Raw genomic sequence first — 21,632 nt, 5'->3', positions numbered from 1 at the left:
TCAATGGCCAACCAGGTCGGATTCAAGCTTCTTGCCTGCGGTCTCGGGCAGCGTCAGGGCCGCCAGTATCATCACGCCGTAGGCGGTGCCGGCGAACACGCCGATGGCCTCGCCCAGCGCCATCGACTGGCTGCTCAGGCCTATCATCAGCGGGAACAGCGAGCCCACCGCGCGGCCCATGTTGTAGCTGAAGCCCTGGCCGGAGCCGCGGATCTCGGTCGGGAACAGCTCGGTCAGGAAGGCGCCCATGCCGCTGAACACGCCGGACACGCAGAAGCCCAGCGGGAAGCCGAGGAACAGCATCACGTTGTCGGTCACCGGCAGGCGGGTGTACGCCAGGGCGACGCACATGGAACCGGTGGCGAACAGGATGAAGTTCTTCTTGCGGCCCAGGTAGTCGGTCAGGAAAGCGCTGACGATGTAGCCCACGTAGGAGCCGACGATCACCATGGCCAGGTAGCCGCCGGTGCCCAGCACCGTCAGGTGGCGCTCGGTCTTCAGGAAGGTCGGCAGCCAGGTGGTAATGGCGTAGTAACCGCCCTGGGCGCCGGTGGTCAGCAGCACGGCGCGCACCGTAATGCTGAGCATCTTGGGCGAGAAGATCGCCGTGAACGGGGCGCGCTGCTCGGTGCTGGCTTTCTTCTGCAGCGCCACGAACACTTCCGGCTCATCGACGAAGCGGCGGATGAAGATCACGAACAGCGCCGGCAGTATTCCCAGCAGGAACAGCGAACGCCACGCCCATTCCGGCGGCAGCAGCGAGAACATCAGCGCGTACAGCAGTGCCGACACGCCCCAGCCGATGGCCCAGCCAGCCTGCACCATGCCGACCGCCTTGCCCCGGTCCTTGGCGCGGATCACCTCGCCGATCAGGATGGCGCCGGCGGTCCACTCGCCGCCCATGCCAAAGCCCATCAGGCCGCGCGCCCACAGCAGCTGCTCGAAGTTCTGCGCAAAGCCGCACAGCACGGTGAAGAAGGCGAACCACAGGATGGTCAGCTGCAGCGTCTTGACGCGGCCGATGCGGTCCGACAGGATGCCGGCGATCCAGCCGCCGGCGGCGGAAGTCAGCAACGTGACAGTGCCGATCAGGCCCGCGTCGCCCTTGGACAGGCCCCAGGTGGCAATCAGGGTCGGTATCACGAAGCTGAGGAATTGCGTGTCCATCGCGTCCAGCGCGTAACCGATCTTGCAGCTCCAGAAGGTGCGCCGCTCCTTGCCCGTCAATTCAAAGAACCAGGAAAAAAATCCTTCCTTGCGTTCGCCGCTTAGTGCTGATGTGTTCATGCTGGTCTCCCGTTTTTTTGGCGCAGCACTCCCCGTTCGGACACGTTGGGCGGGTCCGTTGGCGGCGCTGCATGGTTTATGAAACTAGAATGCTGCTAATGAGGCATTGCGTATGTCCGTCACCAGCATGTAGCCCGGCTGGTGCGTGATCGCAAGCGGAAGCTTGGCCTGCCGTATGGCTTCCTGGGGCGTCACCCCGCAGGCCCAGAAGACAGGCAGCTCGTCCGGCATGATTTCGACCGGGTCGCCGTAGTCGGGCCGGTGGATGTCGGCAATGCCGATGGTGGCCGGGTCCCCGAGATGCACCGGCGCGCCGTGCACCGCCGGGTAGCGGCTGGTGATCTGGATGGCGCGGATCGCATCGGCGGCCTTCATCGGCCGCATCGACACCACCATCTGGCCGCCAAACGGGCCGGCGCTCTGGTTCAGGATATTGGTGCGGTACATGGCCACGTTGCGGCGCTGTTCGATGTGGCGCAGCCGGATGCCGGCATCCATCAGCATCTGCTCGAAGGAGAAGGAGCAGCCGATGGCAAACACCACCAGGTCGTCGCGCCACAGCTCGTGCAGCGCATAGGCCTGCTCCGCCAGCTGGCCGCCACGATAGATGTTGTAGCCGGGCGTGTCGGTGCGCAGGTCCATGTCTTCCCCCAGCCGGCCGACATTCCACTGCCCCGGCTCGCCCACCGCCAGCAACGGGCAGGCACGCTGGTTGCGCTGGCAGAACAGCAGGAAGGCATCGGCCTGCGACTGCGGCAGGATCACCAGGTTGGCCTGGGCGTACTCGCCGCAATAACCTGCCGTGGGCAAGCGGAACTCGCCGCTGCGTACCTTGTGCCGTAATTCGAGTGGGGTCATGGGTGTCTCGCTGAAAAGGATGAACAAAACTGCATGAGTGAAGAATAGTCTTGAACCTTACCGCTTGCTATCTAGTTATTTTTGCTGTTGCTGTTCAGTTTTTCTTACCGCCGTGCGCTATCCCGGTGCAGAGGGTTAAGGTATTCTTTACTAATGAATACCCGCTTCCTGGAAACCTTCGTCACGCTCGCCCAGCTGCGCAGCTTCCGTGCCACGGCCCGCGCCCTGCACGCGACGCCGGCCGCCATTTCCTTGCGCATCAAGACCCTGGAAGAGGAATTGCAGACCGAACTGATCGACCGGGGCAGCAAGGATTTCCGCCTGACGGCCAACGCCGAGTACTTGCTGGGGCACGCCAAAGCGGTGGTCGACGCGGTGCGCAGGCTGCAGACGGCGGCGCACAAGGACAGTGCAATCCGGGGCCGGCTGCGGCTCGGGGTGATCGAATCGGTGGTCCACAGCTGGCTGGCGCAATACATCCGCGAGCTCAATGTGTTGTATCCGGAACTCGAAGTCGACCTCGCGGTCGATATGAGCAATGTGCTGGAGCGGCGCTTGCGGGCGCGCGAACTGGACCTGGTGATCCAGGTGGAAGGCGTGGAAAGCAGCGATATCGTATCGGAGGCGCTGGCGGTATATCCGCTGCACTGGATTGCGCGCCGCGGATTAATCGACACGCGCAAAGAGGGATTGAATCAGCGCCTGCTGCAGCTTCCCATATTAACTTTTGGACGTGGAACCGCACCGCACCGCATGGTGGAAGAAATCGTCAGCAAAATGGCAAATCTGGCGATGATACCGCTGGAACAAACGCGTATTACCTGCTCGCCATCGGTGGCCGCCATCGTGCAGCTGATAAAAGACGGCTATGGCGTGGCCGCCATTCCCAGCCTGTTTGTCGTCAGCTCGCTCGACAGCGGCGAGTTTATCGAATTGCCGGTACAGCCGGAACCGCCGTCGATTATCGTTTCGATGTGCTTTCATTCAAATGCGGAAATGCTGGTGCATGCTGCCGCCAATGCAGCGCGGCAAGCGTGCGCCGGTTATTGCGCGCAAGTCGATCCGCGCTATATTAAATCGCTGGGCTGATATGGACAGCGCTGTGCCAGGCCACCCGGGGCTTCATCGGCTCAATCGGTTTGTCCTGGCAGGCAGCCAATGTGAAGGCGGCAGCCAGCATCAAGGTCAGCAAGGTCACGTTTCGCATCACGTTCTCCCTCCCGTTGCGGTTCTTTCAGCATAGCAGCTAGCGCGGCAGATGGGCGCACGCGGCGGCCGCACGCCTGGCCCCGCCGGCGTGACTTTCATGCCAACTTCCGGCGCGAACGCGCCAGTTTTAGGTTCGCCGCGAGGACACCACGATGCCGCCCACAATGAGCAGGAAGGCGGCGCCGTGGTACAGATGCGGCGCCTCGCCCAGAAACGCGGACGACATCAGCGCGGCGAACAGCGGCGTGAGATTGCTGAAGAACGCCGCCACGCTGGGCCCGGCGCGCTGCACGCCGGCGCCCCAGCAGCGGAAAGCAATCACCGCCGGCCCGATGGCCACATAGGCCAGCGCTGCCGCCAGCGTCCAGCTCCATTGAATATGCGCATCGGTAACAGCCCATTCGCCGGCGGCAAATATGCCGGACCACATCACTCCGAATCCCACTTGCGCCAACAGGAAACTGGCCCATTGCGAACGTATCGCCGCCGGTTCAATCGGGCGCGTCAGCAGCCAGCTGTATATAGACCAGGCGATGGTGGCGAATATCATGAAGATATCGCCGGCCACCAGCCGCAATTCAAGCAAATGCCGCGCATCGCCGCGCGCCAATACCAGCAAGACGCCGGCGATCGATAATGCCGCGCCCATCATTTGCTGGCGCGAAACCTTGGCGCCGAAAAACAGCCAGCCGGTCAGCATCATCCATACCGGCATGCCCGCGGCCACCAGCGTGACATTAATCGGCGTGGAGCTTTGCAATGCGAGATATTGCAGCGCGTTATATAAGCCGATACCCAACAGGCCCAATAAGGCAAAGCGGCGCCAGTTTTGCCATAAGCCGCTGCCGCGCCGGAATACCGGGCCGGCCAATGGCAGCAATATTAACAGGGCGATGCCCCAGCGCAGGAAATTGAGCGTAATGGGCGGCACCACGTCATGGACCATGCGGCCGACAATGGCATTACCCGCCCACAGCAGCGGCGCGAGCGTCAGGAGAAATATGGTGTAGGGAGTCATAGAGGGTGGATTCTAGCAGGGGCGGCAAGAGAAGTTCCCGCCGGGGGCTGGGGCGCGGTAAAATAGCCGTTGCTTCTTCTACGAACTCTCACAATATGAAACTCTCCAAACAGCACAGCATGTACGAGTCGGACCACACCCTGTTCATCAAACAGCTGAAGGCCCAGAATCCAAAAATGGAGCAAGGCCAGCGCGAAGGCCGCGCCCTGCTGTGGGACAAGGAATCGACTCCGCTGACCGAACAGGAACGCGTGCGCGCTTCGACCGTGAAGCAGCAGGCTTACGTCTACCAGAACAAACTGTAAGACCGGCCTGAACGACACCTGAACGGCACAGCATGTCGCCGACGGATGCGGTGGAGGTCGCCGCAGCGCTTGAACACAGCGCCGAACCGGTAGCGGATGGCGCCGCGCTGGCACGCCTGTATGGCGAGCCCATGCTAAAAATGCCGAACGACCTCTACATTCCGCCGGATGCGCTGGAAATCTTCCTGGAGGCGTTCGAAGGCCCGCTGGACTTGCTGCTGTACCTGATCCGCAAGCAGAACTTCAACATCCTCGACATCCCGATGGCGCAGCTGACGCTGCAATACCTGAAGTATGTGGACCAGATCCGCCTGTCCAACCTGGAACTGGCGGCCGAGTACCTGCTGATGGCGGCCATGCTGATCGAGATCAAGTCGCGCATGCTGCTGCCGCAGCGGCAGTCCGAGATCGAGATCGAGGCGGGCGACCCGCGCGCCGAGCTGGTGCGCCGCCTGCTGGAGTACGAACAGATCAAGCTGGCGGCCTACGACCTGAACGCCGTGCCGCAGCTGGGACGCGACTTCGTACGCAGCCAGGTGTACATCGAGCAGAGCCTGACGCCGGCCTGGCCGGACGTGTGCGCGGCCGACCTGCAGCAAGCCTGGCTGGGCCTGATGAAGCGGGCCAAGCTGGTGCAGCACCACAAGATCAGCCGCGAGGAGCTGTCCGTGCGCGAGCACATGACCGGCATCCTGCGCCGTTTGCAGTCGCAGCGCTTCGTCGAGTTCGCCGAGCTGTTCGACGTGGCCGGCGGTCCGCCGGTGGTGGTGGTCAATTTCGTCGCCCTGCTGGAGCTGGCGAAAGAGACGCTGATAGAAATTACCCAGGCCGAACCGTTCGCGCCTATCTATGTGCGGCTGGCGTATTCGCCGGCCTGAATAAGAAGATAAAAGAGAACAAGACCATGAAAATCATTTCCTCCATCGAAGAATTGCGCGACCACCTGAGCGGCCAGCTGCGCACCGCATTCGTGCCGACCATGGGCAACCTGCATGAAGGCCATTTGTCGCTGATGCGCCTGGCGCGCAAGCACGGCGACCCGGTGGTGGCGTCCATCTTCGTCAACCGCCTGCAGTTCGGCCCGAACGAGGATTTTGAAAAATACCCGCGCACCTTCCAGGCCGATGTGGAGAAGCTGGAAAAGGAAGGCGTGTACGTGCTGTTCGCGCCGACCGAGAAGGATATGTACCCGGAGCCGCAGGAATACCGCGTGCAGCCGCCGGACGGCCTGGGCAACACGCTGGAGGGCGAGTTCCGCCCCGGCTTCTTCACCGGCGTGAGCACGGTGGTGATGAAGCTGTTCTCCTGCGTGCGTCCGCGCGTGGCCGTGTTCGGCAAGAAGGATTACCAGCAGCTGATGATCATCCGTAACATGAGCCGCCAGTTCGCACTGCCCACCGAGATCATCGCTGCCGAAACCTACCGCGCCGACGACGGCCTGGCGCTGTCCTCGCGCAATATGTATCTGTCGCCGGACGAGCGCGCCGAAGCGCCGGCGCTGTACCAGAGCCTGAACTTCGTGGCCAATGAAATGCGCGCCGGCCACCTGGACATCTACCAGCTGGAGCACCAGGCCATGGAAGCGCTGGCCAAGCGCGGCTGGCAGCCGGACTATATTTCCATCCGCAAGCGCAACGACCTGCAGCCGCCGGCCGCCGGCGACCTGGCGCAAGGCACGCCGCTGGTGGTGCTGGCCGCCGCCAAGCTGGGCACCACGCGCCTGATCGACAACCTGGAAATCTGAGCCGGAGCGGCACTGCGGCAAAACAACGGTGGCGGTCCGCAGCGGCCACCACCGTGCTAAGCTGTTCTTTCCGAGCTGCAGCTCCCATCGCGAGGCGCCCCATGCGGTTTGCACACCCTGCCCTGCTTTCCCTGCTCTGCACAGCCCTGCTGCCGCTTTCCGCCGGCGCCCAGCCCGGCACCGTCCACGTCTACGGCCTGGTCGACCTGTATCTCGGCCGCTCGGCCACCAGCGGCGTGCCCGTGCGCGGCAACGTCCTCAACAGCGGCGGCATGACCACCTCCTACTGGGGCGTGGGCGGCCTGGAGAAGCTGGGCGGCGGCCAATCGGCCAGCTTCGCCATCGAAGGCTTCATGCGCGTCGACACCGGCGAGCAGGGCCGCACACCGGGCGAAGGCCAGTTCACGCGCGCCGCCTATGTGGGCCTGAACGGCAACTGGGGCGCCACCAAGATCGGCCGGGTGCCGAACCCGCTGTTCCAGGCCTCGGCGGCGCTCAACCCCTACGGCTTCTCGACCCGGCTCTCGCCGCTGATGACGCAGATGTGGATCGTGCCTTACGGCAGTTCCTCGGCCGGCGATTCAGGCTGGAGCAATGCGGTGCACTACACCTCGCCGGTGGTCAACGGCGTCAACGTGGTGGCGCAGTACGGCCTGGGCGAGCATGCGGCCAACAGCCCCGGCAACAACAAGGTGGCGGTATTGAAATACACGGGATCGGCGCTGAGCGCGGCGGTGGCGGCGCAGGACATCGGCTACGGCATCGGCATCAGCAACGCGGCGCCCAGCCAGCGCACCTATTTCGCCGGCGCGGCGTATGACTTCAAGGTGGTCAAGGCATATGCCAGCGTGGCGCGCAATACCCAGGAAGGCAGCGGGCGCACCACCCGCACCACGCACCTGGGCCTGCAAGTGCCGCACGGCGCCGGGCGCTGGCTGCTGGCCTGGGCGCGCGCCCAGGAGCGCGCGTTCCTGAAGGCGCCGTTCCGGCGCGACACGGCGGCGGCCGGCTACGACTACAACCTGTCGCTGCGCACCGACGTGTATGCGTCCTACCTGTACGACAAGATCAGCACCACCGCCGACGGCAACAGCTTCGCCCTCGGCATCCGGCACAAGTTCTAGCCCGCTTCGCCGGAGATGCTCTGGGTCCAGGCCAGCGCCGACAGGTGGGCCTTGTTGACCTCGGCCGGTGTCAGGCTGAGCGCGCCGGCCAGCGAGGACACCAGGTTGCTGTTCAGTTCGCACGCCTCGGCCAGCGCCAGGTACTGGCCGTATTTGCCCGAGCGCGACAGCAGCGCCGCCACCACGTCGTCCGACAGCTGGATGCTGGACAGCACCTCCTCCATCGGAATGCCGAGCAGCCGGTCCAGCAGCGAGAACATGCCGGCCACGAAGATATTCTCGGCGTCCGCCTTGCCCAGCGCCTTGGCGCCCAGCAGCTCGGCCAGGCGGCCGCGCACCACGGCCGTTTCCAGCAGCACCGGCGAGTAGCCGCTGGTGCTGGCCGTGGCCAGCAACAGCGTCAGCCAGCGGTACAGCGGCGCATAGCCCAGCAAGGTGATGGCCTGGCGCAGCGAGGCGATCTCGCGCCCGGCGCCGAAGCCGGCCGAATTGATGTAGCGCAGCAGCTTGTAGGACAGCGCGGCGTCGCGCTTGAGCACATCCTCCAGCTGCTTGATGTCGGCGTTCGCGTTCACCATCTGCATCAGCTGCATGATGATGGTCTGCGCGGGGTTCATGCCCTTGGCATCCCCGCCGGGGCGCGGCGTCAGGTGCAGCTTGCCGACGAAGGCGTCCAGGCCGAGCGCGGCGCAGGCGTCGAAGTCGGCCCAGGTGGTGACCGGGCGGCCCACCATGCGCAGGTTGGACGCTTTCAGCGCCGCGTAGGACCGCGCTTGCGCGGCCACGTCGGCGCCGGTGAATTTCACTTCCACGTAGGAGGCGATGGTGCCCAGCCGGCTGCCCACGCGGGCCAGGTCGGCGTCGCGCAGCAGGATGCCGACGCCGCCGGCGCGCAGCGCCTGCACCGCCGCCAGCGTGTCCGGGTTGGCCAGCGCCACCGCCTTCAGCGACAGCACCGTGTGCTCGGGCGGCATGTTGTACAGCGCGTCGGTCGACAGCATGCCCGGCACCGCTTCCAGGAACAGCGTCTTGTCGCGCAGCAGCCAGCCGTGTTCTTCGCTGTTGACTTCGGCGGCCACGAAGGCCACCAGGTCTTCCAGCGCGGCCTGGGTCGGCAAGGCGACCTGGCCGGCGCCGCCCTGCCACGTCAGTTCGTACCCGACCACGCGCTGCCTGGGGTCCAGCAGCGGTTCACGAACAAGATAATTGGTCTGATGCATGTTGTGGTCGCATAAAGTCAAAAAGGCCGGCGCGTGCGCCGGCCCGTGCCCCGCGGGCCTGCCGTTGCGGTCAGGCGCCGAGTTTTTCGAAGATCTTGTTCAGCTTCTCGTCCAGCGTGGCGGCCGTGAACGGCTTGACCACGTAGCCGTTGGCGCCGGCCTGGGCGGCGGCGATGATGTTTTCCTTCTTCGCTTCGGCCGTCACCATCAGCACCGGCAGCTTGGCCAGCGCGGGATCGGCACGGATATTTTGCAGCATGGTCAGGCCGTCCATATTCGGCATGTTCCAGTCGGAGACCACGAAGTCGAACTGCTCCGCGCGCAGCTTGGCCAGGGCCATGACACCGTCTTCTGCCTCGTCCACATTGGCGTAACCCAGTTCCTTCAACAGATTCCGGACGATGCGGCGCATCGTCGAAAAATCGTCAACTACTAAAAATTTCATCTTTGGATCTGCCATGAATTACTCCGTTGTTTCTCTTACGCGGTTGTTAATAGTGTCTATAAGCACGAGCTATTTGTAGCATAGCATTTTCGTTGCCCTAAGGCGAACAAAGTAGCAGTAATACGTCACCCTGCACGTCATACGCGCAACGCGCGCATGCCGTGCGTTGCCAGGTAACCAAGCACCATGCCCGGCAAGGCCTGCAGCGCTCCCACCTCGTGCGTGGCGCCGACCGCGATCGCTTCGCGCGGCATGCCGAACACCACGCAGCTGGCTTCGTCCTGGGCAAAATTATACGCCCCTGCATTCTTCATCTCCAACATGCCGGCCGCGCCGTCCTTGCCCATGCCGGTCAGGATCACGCCGACCGCGTTCTTGCCGGCGAACTGAGCGGCCGAGCGGAACAGCACGTCGACCGACGGGCGGTGGCGGTTGACCGGTTCGCCCTGGTCGATCTTGGTCATGTAGTTGGCGCCGGACCGCGCCAGGGTCAGGTGCGAATGGCCGGGGGCGATGTAGGCGTGGCCAGGCAGCACGCGCTCGTTGCCTTGCGATTCGATGACGGCGATCTTGCACAGCGAGTCCAGGCGCTTGGCGAAGGACTTGGTGAAGCCCTCCGGCATGTGCTGCGTGATCAGGATGCCGGGGCAGTCGGACGGCATCTGCATCAGGAATTCGCGGATCGCCTCGGTGCCGCCGGTGGAGGCGCCGATGATGATCAGTTTTTCCGACGACATCAGCGGGTTGCGCAGCTGCGGCAAGGCGGCCTGGCCGGCGGCGCCGGCCTGCGGCAGGGTACGCGCGCGCACGCGGGCCTTGGAGGCGGCCCGGATCTTGTCGGCGATCAGGTCGGTGTATTCGCGCATGCCGCTCTGGATGGAAATTTTCGGCTTGGTGACGAAATCGACTGCGCCCAGTTCCAGCGCGCGCATGGTGATTTCCGAGCCGCGCTCGGTCAGCGAGGACACCATCACCACCGGCATCGGGCGCAAGCGCATCAGCTTTTCCAGGAAGTCGAGGCCGTCCATTTTCGGCATTTCCACGTCCAGCGTCAGCACATCCGGGTTGGTCTGCTTGATCAGCTCGCGCGCCACCAGCGGATCGGGCGCCGCGCCCACCACTTCCATGTCGGGCTGGTTGTTGATGATTTCGGTCATCACGCTGCGGATCAGCGCGGAGTCGTCTACGATCAGGACTTTGATCTTCATGATGGGTACGGTGTTTTTATTGGTTGGAACGCTGTGTCAAAACAGCTCGATCTCGCCGGCCACGGGCTGCTTCTTGAGGCGGCTGGCGTATTCGATCTCGCGTTTGGCCAGCGTGTCGTTGTGCGACTGCATCAGCTTCTTGACCAGCACCTTGCCGGTGCGCGGGAAGAAGTACACCTTGCGCGGGTAGATGTCGTTCAGGTCCTCGGCCACGATGCGGATTTTTTCATTGCGCAGGAAGGTCTGCACGAAGGCGGCGTTGCGTTCGCCCACGTTGATGGCGGTGAAGCCCTTGAGCACCGCGCCGCCGCCGAACACCTTCGCTTCCAGGTTGTCGCGCCGCGCGCCCGCCTTCAGCAGGTCGTTGATCAGGATCTCCATGGCGTAGGTGCCGTAGCGCGCCGAGGCCGAGATCGGGCTGTTCGGATCGCTGCCGCCGTCGGGCAGCATGAAGTGGTTCATGCCGCCCAGGCCCGTCACGCGGTCGCGGATGCAGGCCGACACGCAGGAACCGAGCACCGTCACGATCAGCATGTCCTTGGCCGTGAAATAGTACTCGCCCGGCAGGATCTTGGCCGCGTCGCAGTCGAAGGTCCGGTCGTAATAGACGTTGGTGGCAAATTGTTCTAAATCCATGGCGCGCCCTTAGTGTTCTATCTTCTGTCCAGCTCATACACGGTCTTGCCGCGCAGCTTCAGCGAATCGGACACATACAGGAAATTCTCCGAGTGGCCGGCAAACAGCAGCGCGTCCGGTTTCATCAGCGGGACGAAGCGGGACAGTATTTTACGCTGAGTCGCCTTGTCGAAGTAAATCATCACGTTGCGGCAGAAGATCACGTCGAACGGGCCGGTCACCGGCCACTGGTCGGCCAGCAGGTTGAGCTGCTTGAAGGTGATCATGTTGCGCAGCTCGGGACGCACCCGCGCCATGCCTTCCTTGTCGCCCTTCCCTTTCAGGAAGAAGCGGCGCTGGCGCTCGGGCGACATCTTGTCCAGCCGGTCCATGGTGTAGACGCCGTTCGCGCCCGCGGCCAATACGTTGGTGTCGATGTCGGTGGCGATGATGGTGGCCGGGGGCGTCAGCGTGTTGTAGGCCTCGCACAAGGTCATGGCGATCGAGTACGGCTCCTCGCCGGTGGAGGCGGCCGAACACCAGACCGTGATGTCGCGCTTGTTCTTCACATGCTCGGCCAGCAGCGGGAAGTGGTGCGCCTCGCGGAAGAAGGAAGTCAGGTTGGTGGTCAGGGCGTTGGTGAAGGATTCCCACTCGTCGCCCAGGCGCCCCGCCTCCAGTTCGTCCAGGTATTTCATGAACGACGAAATGCCGGTGGCGCGCAGACGCCGCGCCAGCCGGCTGTACACCATCTCCTGCTTGCTGTCGGCCAGCGAAATGCCGGCCCGCTTGTAGATCAGGCCACGGACCCGTTCGAAGTCCCTGGAGTTGAAATCAAACTCTTTGACGGTGTCTTTTGAATGCGGCATTTGTAAACCCTTAAATCAACCTGCCTTGGAACAATGCCTGCTACGGCGTGCTGCCTGAAATCGCCTGTTAAAACTCTTCCCAATCATCGCCCGGCGCTGCCGAGGCGAGCTTCTTGGGCGGCGCCTTGGGGCTGGCCGTGGCCACCACCGCGGTGCGCGGCGCCGGCTTCGGGGCCGGCCTGGCGACGGACTTGACCGCCGCCGCGCGCGGCGCCGGCTGCGCCATCTGGTGCATGGCGTCGCTCGACAGCTTGAAGATGCTGACCGCGTGCGCCAGGTTCTGCGCCTGCTCCTGCATGCTCTCGGCCGCCGCCGCCGCCTCTTCCACCAGGGCCGCGTTCTGCTGCGTCATTTCGTCCATCTGCGTGATGGCCTGGTTCACTTCCTCGATGCCGTTGCTCTGCTCCTGCGTGGCGGCGGTGATTTCGCCCATGATATCAGCGACCTGCTTGATCGACGTGACAATCAGCTCCATGGTCTGGCCGGCTTCGTCCACCAGGCGGCTGCCCGCGTCCACCTTGTCCACCGAATCGCCGATCAGCTCCTTGATTTCCTTGGCGGCGCCGGCCGAGCGCTGCGCCAGGTTGCGCACCTCGGATGCCACCACCGCGAAGCCGCGGCCCTGTTCGCCGGCGCGCGCCGCTTCCACCGCCGCGTTCAGCGCCAGGATGTTGGTCTGGAAGGCGATGCCGTCGATGACACCGATAATATCGACGATCTTGCTGGACGAGGCCTTGATCGAACCCATGGTTTCCACCACTTGCGACACCACCGAACCGCCCTTCACCGCCACCGAGGAGGCCGACACGGCCAGCTGGTTGGCCTGGCGCGCGTTGTCCGCGTTCTGTTTCACGGTGGAGGTCAGTTCCTCCATCGAGCTGGCGGTCTCCTCCAGCGAGCTGGCCTGCGACTCGGTGCGCGAGGACAGGTCGGCATTGCCGGAGGCGATTTCCTGCGAGGCCACGGTGATGGTCTCGGTGCTGGTGCGCACGTCGCTGACGGTGCGTACCAGGCTGTCGTTCATGTCCTTCAGCGCCTGCAGCAGTTCGCTGGTTTCATCCTTGCCCTCCACCCGCACCTGCGAGGTCAGCTCACCGCCGGCCACCTTCTGCGCCACCGCCACCGCGCCCTGCAGCGGACGCACGATGGAGCTGGTGATGATGATGGCGCCCACCACGCCGATGGCCACGGCCACGCCGCCCATCACGAACAGCATCACCATCAGCCGGGTGTCGGCCGAGACCGAGCCTTCCAGCACGTTGGTGGCCGCTTTCTGCTGCATGTCCACCAGGCCGTTCAGCGCCGCCAGCGTCTGCTGGTTGAGCGGGTCGATGCGGCTGGCGATCACTTTCGCCGCGCCTTCGCTGTTAAACGCCAGTACCTGGCCGATGGCTTCCTTGAAGGCCACGTCCACTTCCTTGTCGAGCGCGGCGATGTCGCTCAGCGCTTTCTTTTCCGCGTCGTCCAGGCCCAGGCTTTGCAGCTTCTCGCGCGCGCCGTCGTAGCGCTTGCGCTGTTCCTTGACTTTGTTCTCTTCCTTCTGCATCAGGCTCACGTCCGACTGCAGGCCGATATTGCGCATGGCGATGCCGGTTTCCAGCATCGCGCTCTTCATGGCGGCGGCCTGCAGCGTCTTGGCCGTGGTCAGTTCCAGGCCGGTGCGCAGCTCGCCCTTGTTGCGGTAGTTCAGTACGTTCGTCAGCAACACCATCGCGACCAGGATCAGCAAAATGCTGCCAAAGCCCAAACGCAGGCGGGTACCAATTTTAAAGTCGCGTAAATTCATCTCTATCTCCCTGTTTTTTTATGCGCGGCGGCGCCGCCTCTGCGGGCAGTCGCCACCGCTACTGCGCGGTCTTACGCAGCCAGCTTGTCGATCAGGCCCATCTCGGGGCTCGACATCAGCTTGTCGATGTCCACCAGGATCAGCATGCGCTCATCGATCGTGCCCAGGCCGATCATGTACTCGGTGCTGAAGGCCGTGCCCATTTCCGGCGCCGGCTTGACCTGCTCGGGCATCAGCGTGGTCACGTCGGACACCGAATCGACCACCATGCCGACCACGCGGCCGTTGATGTTCAGGATGATGACGACGGTGAACTGGTCGTACACCGGTTCGCCCAGGTTGAACTTGATGCGCATGTCCACCACCGGGATGATGATGCCGCGCAGGTTGATCACGCCCTTGATGAACTCCGGCGCGTTGGCGATGCGGGTCACCGCTTCGTAGCCGCGGATCTCCTGCACCTTCAGGATGTCGATGCCGTACTCCTCTTTACCGAGGGTGAAGGCGAGGAATTCTCGGCCGGCGATATCGCCGGCGTTCTGGATTGCGTCTGACATGATGGCTTCCTTCTAGCTAATGTACTTACTGATGTACTTACCGTGCTTACCGATACGAACTCAGTGTATTGGTTTATTCAGGAAAAAATGGATTCGTCGGCCAGTTGGCGCGAAGAGCGTATCAACGCCGCCACATCCAGGATCAGCGACACGCCGCCGTCGCCCAGTATGGTGGCGCCGGAAATGCCCGCCACCTTGCGGTAGTTCGACTCCAGGTTTTTTACCACCACCTGCTGCTGCCCGACCAGGTCGTCGATGAACAGCGCAGCCTTGCGCCCTTCTGTTTCCAGTATCACCACCAGCCCCTCGGACGGGTCCGTGAAGCGGGGCGTGATGTCGAACATCTGGTACAGGGGGATCAGCGGCAGGTATTCGCCGCGCACCTTGATGACCTTGCCCTTGCCGGAAATTTCCTTCACGTCCTCCGGCACCGGCTGCATCGATTCGATCACGAAGCCCAGCGGCAGGATGTAGATCTCTTCGCCCACCTTGATCGACATGCCGTCCAAAATCGCCAGCGTCAGCGGCAGCGAAATCGAAATCGTGGTGCCGAAGCCCTTGGCCGAGCGGATGTCCACCGTGCCGCCCATGGCGGTGATGTTGCGCTTGACCACGTCCATGCCCACGCCGCGCCCGGACACGTCGGTCACCTGCTCGGCGGTGGAGAAGCCCGGCGCGAAAATCAGCTGCCACACGTCGGCGTCGGCCATGTTGTCGGCCACCGGCAGGCCGGAAGACCTGGCCTTGGCCAGGATCTTGTCGCGGTTCAAACCGCCGCCGTCGTCCGACACTTCGATGATGATATTGCCGCCCTGGTGGCTGGCCGACAGGAACAGCCGTCCCGCGTCGGTCTTGCCGGCGGCGCGCCGCACCTCCGGCATTTCAATGCCGTGGTCGATCGAGTTGCGCACCAGGTGCGTCAGCGGATCGACGATGCGCTCGATCAGGCCCTTGTCCAGTTCCGTGGCGGCGCCGTTGGTGATGAAGTCGACCTTCTTGCCCAGCTTGGCGGCCAGGTCGCGCACCATGCGCGGGAAGCGCGAGAACACGAAGTCCATCGGCATCATGCGGATCGACATCACCGCTTCCTGCAGGTCGCGCGTGTTGCGGGTCAGCTGGCTCACGCTGTTGAGCAGGCGCTCGTGCACCATGGGGTCCAGGGTATCGACGCGCTGCTCGATCATGGCCTGCGTGATCACCAGTTCGCCCACCAGGTTGATCAGCTGGTCGACCTTTTCAATCGACACGCGGATCGAGGACGACTCGGCGCCACCGGCCGCGGCGGCGGGCTTGTCAGCCTCTTTCTTGACCACGGCGGCCTTCTTCTCCTCCTCGGCCGGCGTCACCGGCGCTGCCGGCTCGTCCTTGATGCCGGCCTTGGCGCGGATCGCCTCCACCGGCTCGAAGAAGCCGTAGCCGCGCGCGTCGTCGGCGCCGGCGGCCGCGTCCGCGCGGATCTGGTCGAGCGGCTGGAAGAAGCCGTAGCCCGGGCCTGCTGCGGCCGCCGGCTGGGCGGCCGCCGCCGCCGGCTCGGGGTCGAAGAAGCCGTAGCCCTGGTCCTGTTCCACCCGCTTGCGCTCGGCGCTTTCGACCGCCTGCTGCTCGGGCGTGAGCGCCGGCAGTTCGGACACCTGCATGTCGTCCGGGTTCAGGATGAAGGAACAGATCGAAATGATGTCGTCCAGGCTCTCGTGCGTGGTCACCAGCAGCGCGGTGCGGCCGCCGTCCAGCGGCGTGGTGCTCACCGCGCCCAGCAGGCCCACTTCGGCCGACAGCGCGTTGATCTCGCGCAGCTCCATCTGCGGCAGTTCCAGGCGGTAGCGCCGTCCGCCGCTGTGGTCCACGGCCTCCTCCTGCGCAGCGCTGAGGAAGGACGGCGCCACGTGCGACAGCTCGGCCACCACGTCCTGCGACAGCGACTGCAGCATCATGCGCACATTGGCCACCGCGTCCTGGTCCACCGCCGAACCGAGGCGGTGCCCGTCCAGCTGCATCTTCAGGATGTCCTTGGCCGCCAGGAAGGCGTCCACGTGCTCGGAAGTGAGCGCCATCTCGCCCTTGCGGATGCGGTCCAGCAGCGTTTCCAGGATGTGGGTCACTTCCGTCATGTCGTTCAGGCCGAACGTGCCGGCGCCGCCCTTGACGGAATGGGCGGTGCGGAAGATCGCGTTCAGATCCTCTTCGGTGGGCGCGGCCAGGTCGACCGCCAGCAACAGCCGTTCCATTTCAGCCAGCAGCTCCTCGGCCTCGTCGAAGAAGACCTGGTAGAACTGGCTAATGTCGATGGTCATGGCGCGACTCCATCAAGTGCTAAATACATGGCAGCCCCTTAGCCAATGACCTTTTTGACAACCTCGATGAGACGCTGCGGATCGAAAGGCTTGACCAGCCAGCCGTTGGCGCCGGCCGCGCGGCCCTTGGCCTTCATCTCGTCGGACGACTCGGTCGTCAGCATCAGGATCGGCGTCTTCTGGTAGGTCGGCAGCTCGCGCAGCAGCTTGATCAGCTGCAGGCCGTCCATGCGCGGCATGTTCTGGTCGGTCAGCACCAGGTCCACTGCCTGCAGCTTGGCTTTTTCCAGGCCATCCTGGCCGTCGACCGCTTCCACCACCTGGTAGCCGGCAGCCTTCAGGCTGAAGGCCACCATCTGGCGCAGGGAGCTGGAATCGTCAACTGCAAGTATTGTTTTAGCCATTATGTTTTCTCGCTATGTTCAAAGGTGTTACATTCGAATTGCATTCAGGGCGGCAGACCGGGCTCAGAACAGCTCGATGTCGCCGCTTTCCAGGTGTTTTTGGCTCACCGCCTTGCGTAGCACGCTGCGCAGCTCCAGGCTCTGGATCGCCAGCGCCATGCTGACTTTTCCAAGCAGGTCCACGATTTCTTCATTGTCGCTGTCGGGCACCATCTCGGCGCCGTGCGCGCCCAGGGTGCCGAGGAATTCGCGCAGGCCGGTCACCCGCTTCAGGGTGCGGTCGATCAGCTGGCTGGTCATGTCCTGGAACTGCATGCTGGTCACGGCCGCGTTCACATAGGCGCCCACCTGCTCGGACAGGGCCGACAGTTCGGCCTTCTGCTCGGGCGACGGCGAGCCGCCGTCCAGCAGCAGGTTGATGGCGGCCTGCTGCGCCGTCACGGTTTCATGGATGGCCATGAAATTGCGCGACAGCTTGTCGATCGCCTCTTCCAGCAGCAGATTGGTCTGGATCAGGTCGGTCTCGACTTCCGTCAGGTGGCGCCGCCCGTGGTCCGAAACGCCCGACAGCAGGCGCTTCACATGGGAACCCAGGATTTTTTTTCTCGTCATATCAGTCTCGTTCTCGATACCCGCCGTGGTGCGGCGTTGCTACTTCTTGTTCGGTGCGGCCGGCGCCGGCTGCCCCGCCGCTGCGGCCGCTGCCGCCGCTGCATTGGTCGCGTCGGTGTCGGTGCCCACGTCCAGTTTGGCGCCGTCGCGCGACACCGCGTCCTCGGTTTTCTTGTTCATCACCACGATGCTGATGCGGCGGTTGATGGGATTGAAGGGATCGAGCCGGTCCAGGTGCACGGCCGAAGCCAGGCCCACCACGCGCAGGATCTTGGTGTCGGCCATGCCGCCGGCGATCAGCGCGCGGCGCGAGGCGTTGGCGCGGTCGGCCGACAGTTCCCAGTTGCTGTAGCCGGCATCGGTGAAGTACGGCGTGGAGTCGGTGTGGCCGGACAGGCCGATCTTGTTCGGCACGTCGTTCAGCACCACGCCGATCTCCTGCAGGATCTCCCTGGTGTAGGGCTGCAGCTGGGCGCTGGCCAGCGCGAACATGGGCCGGTTCTGCTCGTCGACGATCTGGATCCGCAAGCCTTCGCTGGTGAAGTCCAGCAGCAGCTGCTTCTTGTACTTGGCCAGCAGCGGATTGCTCTCGATCTTGGCTTCGATTTTTTCCTTCAGCTTTTGCAGGCGCTCGGTTTCCTGGCGCTCCAGCTCGGCCTTGGCGGCGGTCAGGTTGAAGGTCTTCTTGCTCACGGTCGGGTCGTCGGCCAGCTTGACCTGGCCTTCCTTGCGCGTCAGGTCCTTGCCGCCGCCGGGAATCACGGACGAGCTGTCGCCGCTGCCGGAGCCGCCCTGCATGGCCACCTTGAGCGGCGTCTTGAAGTATTCGGAAATGCCGTTCAAGTCGCCCTTGGTGGTCGAACCCAGCAGCCACATCAGCAGGAAGAAGGCCATCATCGCCGTCACGAAGTCGGCGTACGCAATCTTCCAGGCGCCGCCATGGTGGGCATGGCCGCCCTTCTTGATGCGCTTGACCACGATTGGCCGCAAGCCCTCATCAGCCATCGCGTTTCCTTAGTGTTTCCATAATTCAATAATGATACGAATCATACGCCAAGCCGGGCTTATTTGGTCTTGGATTTTTTGATGTGTTCTTCTAATTCGGAGAACGTCGGACGCTCGGTCGAGTACAGCACTTTGCGGCCGAACTCGATGGCCAGCGCCGGTGCATAGCCGTTCAGGCTGGCCAGCAGCGTCACTTTCACGCACTGGTACATCTTGGTTTCTTCTTCCAGCTTCTGCTCGTGCAGGCCGGCCAGCGGGCCGACGAAGCCGTAGGCCAGCAAGATACCGAGGAAGGTACCGACCAGCGCCTTGGCGATCAGCAGGCCCAGTTCGGACGGCGGAATGCCGACCGATTCCATGGTGTGCACCACCCCCATCACGCAGGCCACGATGCCGAACGCCGGCATGCCGTCGCCCAGCTTGGCGATCGCGCCGGCCGGCACCATGCCCTCGTGGTGGTGGGTGTCGATCTCGTTGTCCATCAGGTTCTCGATCTGGAACGCATCCATATTCCCCGATACCATCAGGCGCAAATAGTCTGTCATGAATTCGACGATGTGGTGGTCCTGCAGAACCGCGGGGTATTTGCTGAACAGCGGGCTGTCGCTGGGCGAATCGATGTCGCCCTCGATGGACATCAGGCCTTCCTTGCGCACCTTGGAGAGCACGTCGAACATCAGCGACATCAGCTCCATGTACAGGTCTTTGGTGTGGCGCGAGCCGCGGAACAGGCCGGGGATGGCGGCCAGCGTGGCCTTGATGGCCTTGCCGTTATTGCCCACAAAAAAAGCGCCGATTGCGGCGCCGCCGATCTGCAGCAGTTCTATGGGCTGAAACAACGAGGCCAAGTGCCCGCCGGCGGCGGCGAAGCCGCCGAACACGCAGGCGAGAACGACTAAATATCCAAGTATGACTAACAAGAGTGCCAGCTCCGTAGAATGATAGGGGAACGCTAAATTAACAGGTAGAACTACAATAGCGTGAGACAGGGGGGGCGGGCAAGCAAAAGACGCGTTAAAAGCGCCAGACGTAGAGTGCGGGACCGTGCTCTGTGGTAACTATGGTCTTGACGGGCGGACAAGCCTCGATCTCGAATTCGTAGCTGATCAGCAAGCTGCCGGGCCGCATCTCGACCGCGGCCTTGGCCCACAGGCCGCTCATGACGGCCGGCGACAGGTAGGCGAACACCATGTCGTAGTCGCCGAAATGGAGCTGCTCGTAGTCGCCGCGCACGAAGCGGGCGCGGCTGCCGCTGAGTGCGGCGCGCAGCGTCGAATACAGCCAGGGCAGCGGCGCCAGTTCGATGCCGGTCACGTGCGCGTCCGGCCGCACGCGCGCCAGGTGCAGCGCCATGCCGCCCATGCCGCTGCCGATGTCGATCAGGCGCAGCCCCGGCGTGGCCGGCAGCTCGGCCGCCACCGCCGCCCACGCGGCCGGGCCGGACGGATACAGCGGCACCTGGGTGCGGTAGGTGGACCAGAACAGGCCCATCAGCACAACAAACACTATTAAATAGAAAGCCGGCGGCAGCGCCAGCGTGCCGGCGGCCACCAGCGCCAGCGGGAACAGCAGCTGGATCAGGCGCCACCACGGCGCCAGGCCGTAGCGCACGGTGAGCAAGGCGGCAATCACGCCCTGCACCACGGCCACGTCCGGCAGGCCGGGCTTCATGCCCAGGGTGGCCAGCAGGTAGATGATGACCAGCGTGATGGGATAGGCGCCGGCCTGGATCAGGGCGGCGCGCAGGGCCGGAACGTGCAACAGCCGGCGCAGGCGGAGACTCATGCTCGCACCCTGCCCCGGCTGGCGAGGAAGATGGGGGTAAGGTGGCTCAAGCGGCCAGCGCGTCTTCTTTGGCTTTTTTGGTCTTGCCGGCGCGCGAAGGCATGTGGCACAGGCCGCACACGTAGTCGCCGTGCAGGTCCATGGTGTTGACCACGAACTTGCCCTGGCATTTGCCGCACGGGGCCAATTTCAGCATGTCGCTATTAAAGAAGCGCACCAGGGTCCAGGCGCGGGTCAGCGACAGCACCGCTTCCTGGCCGGGTTCCGGCGGCATTTGTTCGAGGTAGAGCTGGTACGCCTTCATCACGGCCTGGATGCCGGTGGCGCCGGCGTGCAGCACCAGGAAGCTGTGGATGTTGATGAACAGCGAGGAATGGATGTTCGGCTGCCAGGTCAGGAACCAGTCGGTGGAGAACGGCAGCATGCCCTTGGGCGGCGACACGCCGCGCAGTTCCTTGTACAGCTTGAGCAGGCGTTCGCGCGACAGCGACACTTCCGACTCCAGCAGCTGCAGGCGGGCGCCCAGGTTGATCAGCTCGATGGCCAGCTGGATTTCCTGCGCTTCGCTAACGACGCTCTTCTTGCTCATGGTGTGCTCCTGGAACCTGGGTAGACGAATCTTACGCGCGCATCTTAAGCGATTTCTTCGGCGGGCTGGCCGGCCATCAGGATGGCGGCGTGCGACTGGGCCAGCGAGCGGTCTTTATTGTAATTGGTCAGCATGCCCAGGATGGCGCCGTCGTCGAAACGGAAACGGGCCAGCATCATGTTGCCGCCGGCCAGTTTCAGGATTTGGGCATTGCTCATGCCTTCGATCAGTTCGGCGATGTCGGCCGAGATGCCGAGGCGGAAGATTGCGGTCACTTTGTCGGCACGGATCATCTGCTGAGCCAGCATCAAGTAGCTCAGGTTTGCATCGCGGATCTCAGCCATCATGTCGTTCGCAGTCATTTCCATCTCCTCATCAGCACTCGTTAGTAACGCAATTGCGTTTCCGTTGAGATACATTCTGCTGGAGCGGACACAGCACGAGAAGCGGACGGCGGCTGTATTTTGGGTCGGGAAATGGCGGACGCGCCCTGTCAGCATTTGTCTGACAAACGCAGGGCGATCATAGTGCAACACCAGAGCTGGTGCGGGTTTGCGGACTTATTACTTTCAAGATACAACCTTGTTTTCAGGCAAAAAACAAAGGGGTGATCTGACTCTTTTTTGCTACATCTAAACCGGTAACGGCACGGTTTTCAGGAACTTTAGGGGGCAGCACAAAAATATTTGCCTATTTTTGAA

The 21,632-nt window shown here is 63.4% G+C and carries 23 protein-coding genes; 5 read left to right on the top strand and 18 right to left on the bottom strand.

Features of this window, described 5'->3' with window-relative positions; genetic code table 11:
• Complete coding sequence (locus AC6H42_RS16020; protein ID WP_057157964.1) at nucleotides 1-1,287, bottom strand: MFS transporter; 1,287 nt, start codon at nucleotides 1,285-1,287, stop codon at nucleotides 1-3.
• An 84-nt stretch (nucleotides 1,288-1,371) separates the two neighbouring features.
• Nucleotides 1,372-2,145, bottom strand: a complete 774-nt coding sequence (locus AC6H42_RS16015; protein WP_057157963.1) for a putative hydro-lyase — start codon at nucleotides 2,143-2,145, stop codon at nucleotides 1,372-1,374.
• Nucleotides 2,146-2,298: 153 nt separating this feature from the next.
• Here AC6H42_RS16015 and AC6H42_RS16010 point away from each other — a divergent pair, with 153 nt between their 5' ends.
• Nucleotides 2,299-3,234 (top strand): LysR family transcriptional regulator, encoded by a 936-nt coding sequence (locus tag AC6H42_RS16010; RefSeq protein ID WP_057157962.1) that lies wholly within the window; start codon nucleotides 2,299-2,301, stop codon nucleotides 3,232-3,234.
• A 247-nt stretch (nucleotides 3,235-3,481) separates the two neighbouring features.
• Here the strand turns inward: AC6H42_RS16010 and AC6H42_RS16005 are convergent, their stop codons facing one another.
• Nucleotides 3,482-4,372: a DMT family transporter gene (locus AC6H42_RS16005; RefSeq protein ID WP_057157961.1), complete on the bottom strand. Its 891-nt coding sequence runs from the start codon at nucleotides 4,370-4,372 to the stop codon at nucleotides 3,482-3,484.
• A 95-nt stretch (nucleotides 4,373-4,467) separates the two neighbouring features.
• On the opposite strand from AC6H42_RS16005, the gene AC6H42_RS16000 reads away from it, so the two are divergent.
• From AC6H42_RS16000 to AC6H42_RS15985, 4 genes are all read left to right on the top strand, one after another.
• Nucleotides 4,468-4,677 (top strand): DUF3460 family protein, encoded by a 210-nt coding sequence (locus AC6H42_RS16000; protein ID WP_057157960.1) that lies wholly within the window; start codon nucleotides 4,468-4,470, stop codon nucleotides 4,675-4,677.
• Nucleotides 4,678-4,709: 32 nt separating this feature from the next.
• Complete coding sequence (locus AC6H42_RS15995) at nucleotides 4,710-5,555, top strand: segregation and condensation protein A (RefSeq protein WP_497548463.1); 846 nt, start codon at nucleotides 4,710-4,712, stop codon at nucleotides 5,553-5,555.
• 26 nt (nucleotides 5,556-5,581) lie between these two features.
• Entirely contained in the window at nucleotides 5,582-6,421 is an 840-nt protein-coding gene (gene panC / locus AC6H42_RS15990; RefSeq protein WP_057157958.1) for a pantoate--beta-alanine ligase, read from the top strand.
• A gap of 101 nt (nucleotides 6,422-6,522) precedes the next feature.
• Nucleotides 6,523-7,545 carry a porin gene (locus AC6H42_RS15985; RefSeq protein ID WP_497548462.1) on the top strand — a complete coding sequence of 341 codons (1,023 nt, stop codon included), beginning with the start codon at nucleotides 6,523-6,525 and terminating at the stop codon, nucleotides 7,543-7,545.
• Here AC6H42_RS15985 and AC6H42_RS15980 read toward each other — a convergent pair.
• From AC6H42_RS15980 to flhD, 15 genes are all read right to left on the bottom strand, one after another.
• Nucleotides 7,542-8,765 carry an EAL and HDOD domain-containing protein gene (locus AC6H42_RS15980; RefSeq protein ID WP_057157956.1) on the bottom strand — a complete coding sequence of 408 codons (1,224 nt, stop codon included), beginning with the start codon at nucleotides 8,763-8,765 and terminating at the stop codon, nucleotides 7,542-7,544. The genes AC6H42_RS15985 and AC6H42_RS15980 overlap by 4 nt on opposite strands.
• Nucleotides 8,766-8,835: 70 nt before the next feature.
• Nucleotides 8,836-9,225: a chemotaxis response regulator CheY gene (gene cheY / locus AC6H42_RS15975; RefSeq protein WP_028104141.1), complete on the bottom strand. Its 390-nt coding sequence runs from the start codon at nucleotides 9,223-9,225 to the stop codon at nucleotides 8,836-8,838.
• A 122-nt stretch (nucleotides 9,226-9,347) separates the two neighbouring features.
• Nucleotides 9,348-10,418: a protein-glutamate methylesterase/protein-glutamine glutaminase gene (locus AC6H42_RS15970; RefSeq protein WP_057157955.1), complete on the bottom strand. Its 1,071-nt coding sequence runs from the start codon at nucleotides 10,416-10,418 to the stop codon at nucleotides 9,348-9,350.
• Between the two features lie 36 nt (nucleotides 10,419-10,454).
• The gene (gene cheD / locus AC6H42_RS15965) at nucleotides 10,455-11,054 is read right to left on the bottom strand and encodes a chemoreceptor glutamine deamidase CheD (protein WP_496314151.1); all 600 of its coding nucleotides are present in this window, start codon (nucleotides 11,052-11,054) and stop codon (nucleotides 10,455-10,457) included.
• Between the two features lie 17 nt (nucleotides 11,055-11,071).
• The gene (locus AC6H42_RS15960; RefSeq protein ID WP_057157953.1) at nucleotides 11,072-11,902 is read right to left on the bottom strand and encodes a CheR family methyltransferase; all 831 of its coding nucleotides are present in this window, start codon (nucleotides 11,900-11,902) and stop codon (nucleotides 11,072-11,074) included.
• 67 nt (nucleotides 11,903-11,969) lie between these two features.
• Entirely contained in the window at nucleotides 11,970-13,688 is a 1,719-nt protein-coding gene (locus tag AC6H42_RS15955) for a methyl-accepting chemotaxis protein (protein ID WP_497548461.1), read from the bottom strand.
• A gap of 71 nt (nucleotides 13,689-13,759) precedes the next feature.
• Nucleotides 13,760-14,245, bottom strand: coding sequence for a chemotaxis protein CheW (locus tag AC6H42_RS15950; protein WP_057157951.1), 486 nt, complete (start codon nucleotides 14,243-14,245; stop codon nucleotides 13,760-13,762).
• A 77-nt stretch (nucleotides 14,246-14,322) separates the two neighbouring features.
• Nucleotides 14,323-16,536: a chemotaxis protein CheA gene (gene cheA / locus AC6H42_RS15945; protein WP_057157950.1), complete on the bottom strand. Its 2,214-nt coding sequence runs from the start codon at nucleotides 16,534-16,536 to the stop codon at nucleotides 14,323-14,325.
• A 38-nt stretch (nucleotides 16,537-16,574) separates the two neighbouring features.
• Nucleotides 16,575-16,940, bottom strand: a complete 366-nt coding sequence (locus AC6H42_RS15940) for a response regulator (protein ID WP_057157949.1) — start codon at nucleotides 16,938-16,940, stop codon at nucleotides 16,575-16,577.
• Nucleotides 16,941-17,003: 63 nt separating this feature from the next.
• Nucleotides 17,004-17,552, bottom strand: coding sequence for a hypothetical protein (locus tag AC6H42_RS15935; RefSeq protein ID WP_057157948.1), 549 nt, complete (start codon nucleotides 17,550-17,552; stop codon nucleotides 17,004-17,006).
• 39 nt (nucleotides 17,553-17,591) lie between these two features.
• Nucleotides 17,592-18,557 carry a flagellar motor protein MotB gene (motB, locus tag AC6H42_RS15930; RefSeq protein WP_057157947.1) on the bottom strand — a complete coding sequence of 322 codons (966 nt, stop codon included), beginning with the start codon at nucleotides 18,555-18,557 and terminating at the stop codon, nucleotides 17,592-17,594.
• A 59-nt stretch (nucleotides 18,558-18,616) separates the two neighbouring features.
• Nucleotides 18,617-19,477: a flagellar motor stator protein MotA gene (gene motA / locus AC6H42_RS15925; protein ID WP_057157946.1), complete on the bottom strand. Its 861-nt coding sequence runs from the start codon at nucleotides 19,475-19,477 to the stop codon at nucleotides 18,617-18,619.
• 94 nt (nucleotides 19,478-19,571) lie between these two features.
• Nucleotides 19,572-20,342: an SAM-dependent methyltransferase gene (locus AC6H42_RS15920; RefSeq protein WP_057157945.1), complete on the bottom strand. Its 771-nt coding sequence runs from the start codon at nucleotides 20,340-20,342 to the stop codon at nucleotides 19,572-19,574.
• A gap of 46 nt (nucleotides 20,343-20,388) precedes the next feature.
• The gene (flhC, locus tag AC6H42_RS15915) at nucleotides 20,389-20,931 is read right to left on the bottom strand and encodes a flagellar transcriptional regulator FlhC (protein ID WP_057157944.1); all 543 of its coding nucleotides are present in this window, start codon (nucleotides 20,929-20,931) and stop codon (nucleotides 20,389-20,391) included.
• Nucleotides 20,932-20,975: 44 nt separating this feature from the next.
• On the bottom strand, nucleotides 20,976-21,293 hold the full coding sequence (flhD, locus tag AC6H42_RS15910) for a flagellar transcriptional regulator FlhD (protein WP_057157943.1): 318 nt from the start codon (nucleotides 21,291-21,293) through the stop codon (nucleotides 20,976-20,978).
• Nucleotides 21,294-21,632 lie beyond the last annotated feature (339 nt).

This window comes from Massilia sp. NBRC 108631 (assembly GCF_059704565.1).
This window is presented reverse-complemented; position numbering and strand designations above follow the sequence as displayed.

Bases quoted from the DNA above. Each gene is read 5' to 3' on its own strand.
- AC6H42_RS16005 (WP_057157961.1), bottom strand. From the start codon at position 4,372: ATGACTCCCTACACCATATTTCTCCTGACGCTCGCGCCGCTGCTGTGG.
- panC (WP_057157958.1), top strand. From the start codon at position 5,582: ATGAAAATCATTTCCTCCATCGAAGAATTGCGCGACCACCTGAGCGGC.
- flhD (WP_057157943.1), bottom strand. From the start codon at position 21,293: ATGACTGCGAACGACATGATGGCTGAGATCCGCGATGCAAACCTGAGC.
- AC6H42_RS15955 (WP_497548461.1), bottom strand. From the start codon at position 13,688: ATGAATTTACGCGACTTTAAAATTGGTACCCGCCTGCGTTTGGGCTTT.
- AC6H42_RS16020 (WP_057157964.1), bottom strand. From the start codon at position 1,287: ATGAACACATCAGCACTAAGCGGCGAACGCAAGGAAGGATTTTTTTCC.
- AC6H42_RS15960 (WP_057157953.1), bottom strand. From the start codon at position 11,902: ATGCCGCATTCAAAAGACACCGTCAAAGAGTTTGATTTCAACTCCAGG.
- AC6H42_RS15935 (WP_057157948.1), bottom strand. From the start codon at position 17,552: ATGACGAGAAAAAAAATCCTGGGTTCCCATGTGAAGCGCCTGCTGTCG.
- AC6H42_RS15970 (WP_057157955.1), bottom strand. From the start codon at position 10,418: ATGAAGATCAAAGTCCTGATCGTAGACGACTCCGCGCTGATCCGCAGC.
- cheD (WP_496314151.1), bottom strand. From the start codon at position 11,054: ATGGATTTAGAACAATTTGCCACCAACGTCTATTACGACCGGACCTTC.
- motB (WP_057157947.1), bottom strand. From the start codon at position 18,557: ATGGCTGATGAGGGCTTGCGGCCAATCGTGGTCAAGCGCATCAAGAAG.
- flhC (WP_057157944.1), bottom strand. From the start codon at position 20,931: ATGAGCAAGAAGAGCGTCGTTAGCGAAGCGCAGGAAATCCAGCTGGCC.
- AC6H42_RS15940 (WP_057157949.1), bottom strand. From the start codon at position 16,940: ATGGCTAAAACAATACTTGCAGTTGACGATTCCAGCTCCCTGCGCCAG.
- AC6H42_RS15985 (WP_497548462.1), top strand. From the start codon at position 6,523: ATGCGGTTTGCACACCCTGCCCTGCTTTCCCTGCTCTGCACAGCCCTG.
- AC6H42_RS15920 (WP_057157945.1), bottom strand. From the start codon at position 20,342: ATGAGTCTCCGCCTGCGCCGGCTGTTGCACGTTCCGGCCCTGCGCGCC.
- AC6H42_RS15950 (WP_057157951.1), bottom strand. From the start codon at position 14,245: ATGTCAGACGCAATCCAGAACGCCGGCGATATCGCCGGCCGAGAATTC.
- cheA (WP_057157950.1), bottom strand. From the start codon at position 16,536: ATGACCATCGACATTAGCCAGTTCTACCAGGTCTTCTTCGACGAGGCC.
- AC6H42_RS16000 (WP_057157960.1), top strand. From the start codon at position 4,468: ATGAAACTCTCCAAACAGCACAGCATGTACGAGTCGGACCACACCCTG.
- AC6H42_RS16015 (WP_057157963.1), bottom strand. From the start codon at position 2,145: ATGACCCCACTCGAATTACGGCACAAGGTACGCAGCGGCGAGTTCCGC.
- AC6H42_RS16010 (WP_057157962.1), top strand. From the start codon at position 2,299: ATGAATACCCGCTTCCTGGAAACCTTCGTCACGCTCGCCCAGCTGCGC.
- cheY (WP_028104141.1), bottom strand. From the start codon at position 9,225: ATGGCAGATCCAAAGATGAAATTTTTAGTAGTTGACGATTTTTCGACG.
- AC6H42_RS15980 (WP_057157956.1), bottom strand. From the start codon at position 8,765: ATGCATCAGACCAATTATCTTGTTCGTGAACCGCTGCTGGACCCCAGG.
- AC6H42_RS15995 (WP_497548463.1), top strand. From the start codon at position 4,710: ATGTCGCCGACGGATGCGGTGGAGGTCGCCGCAGCGCTTGAACACAGC.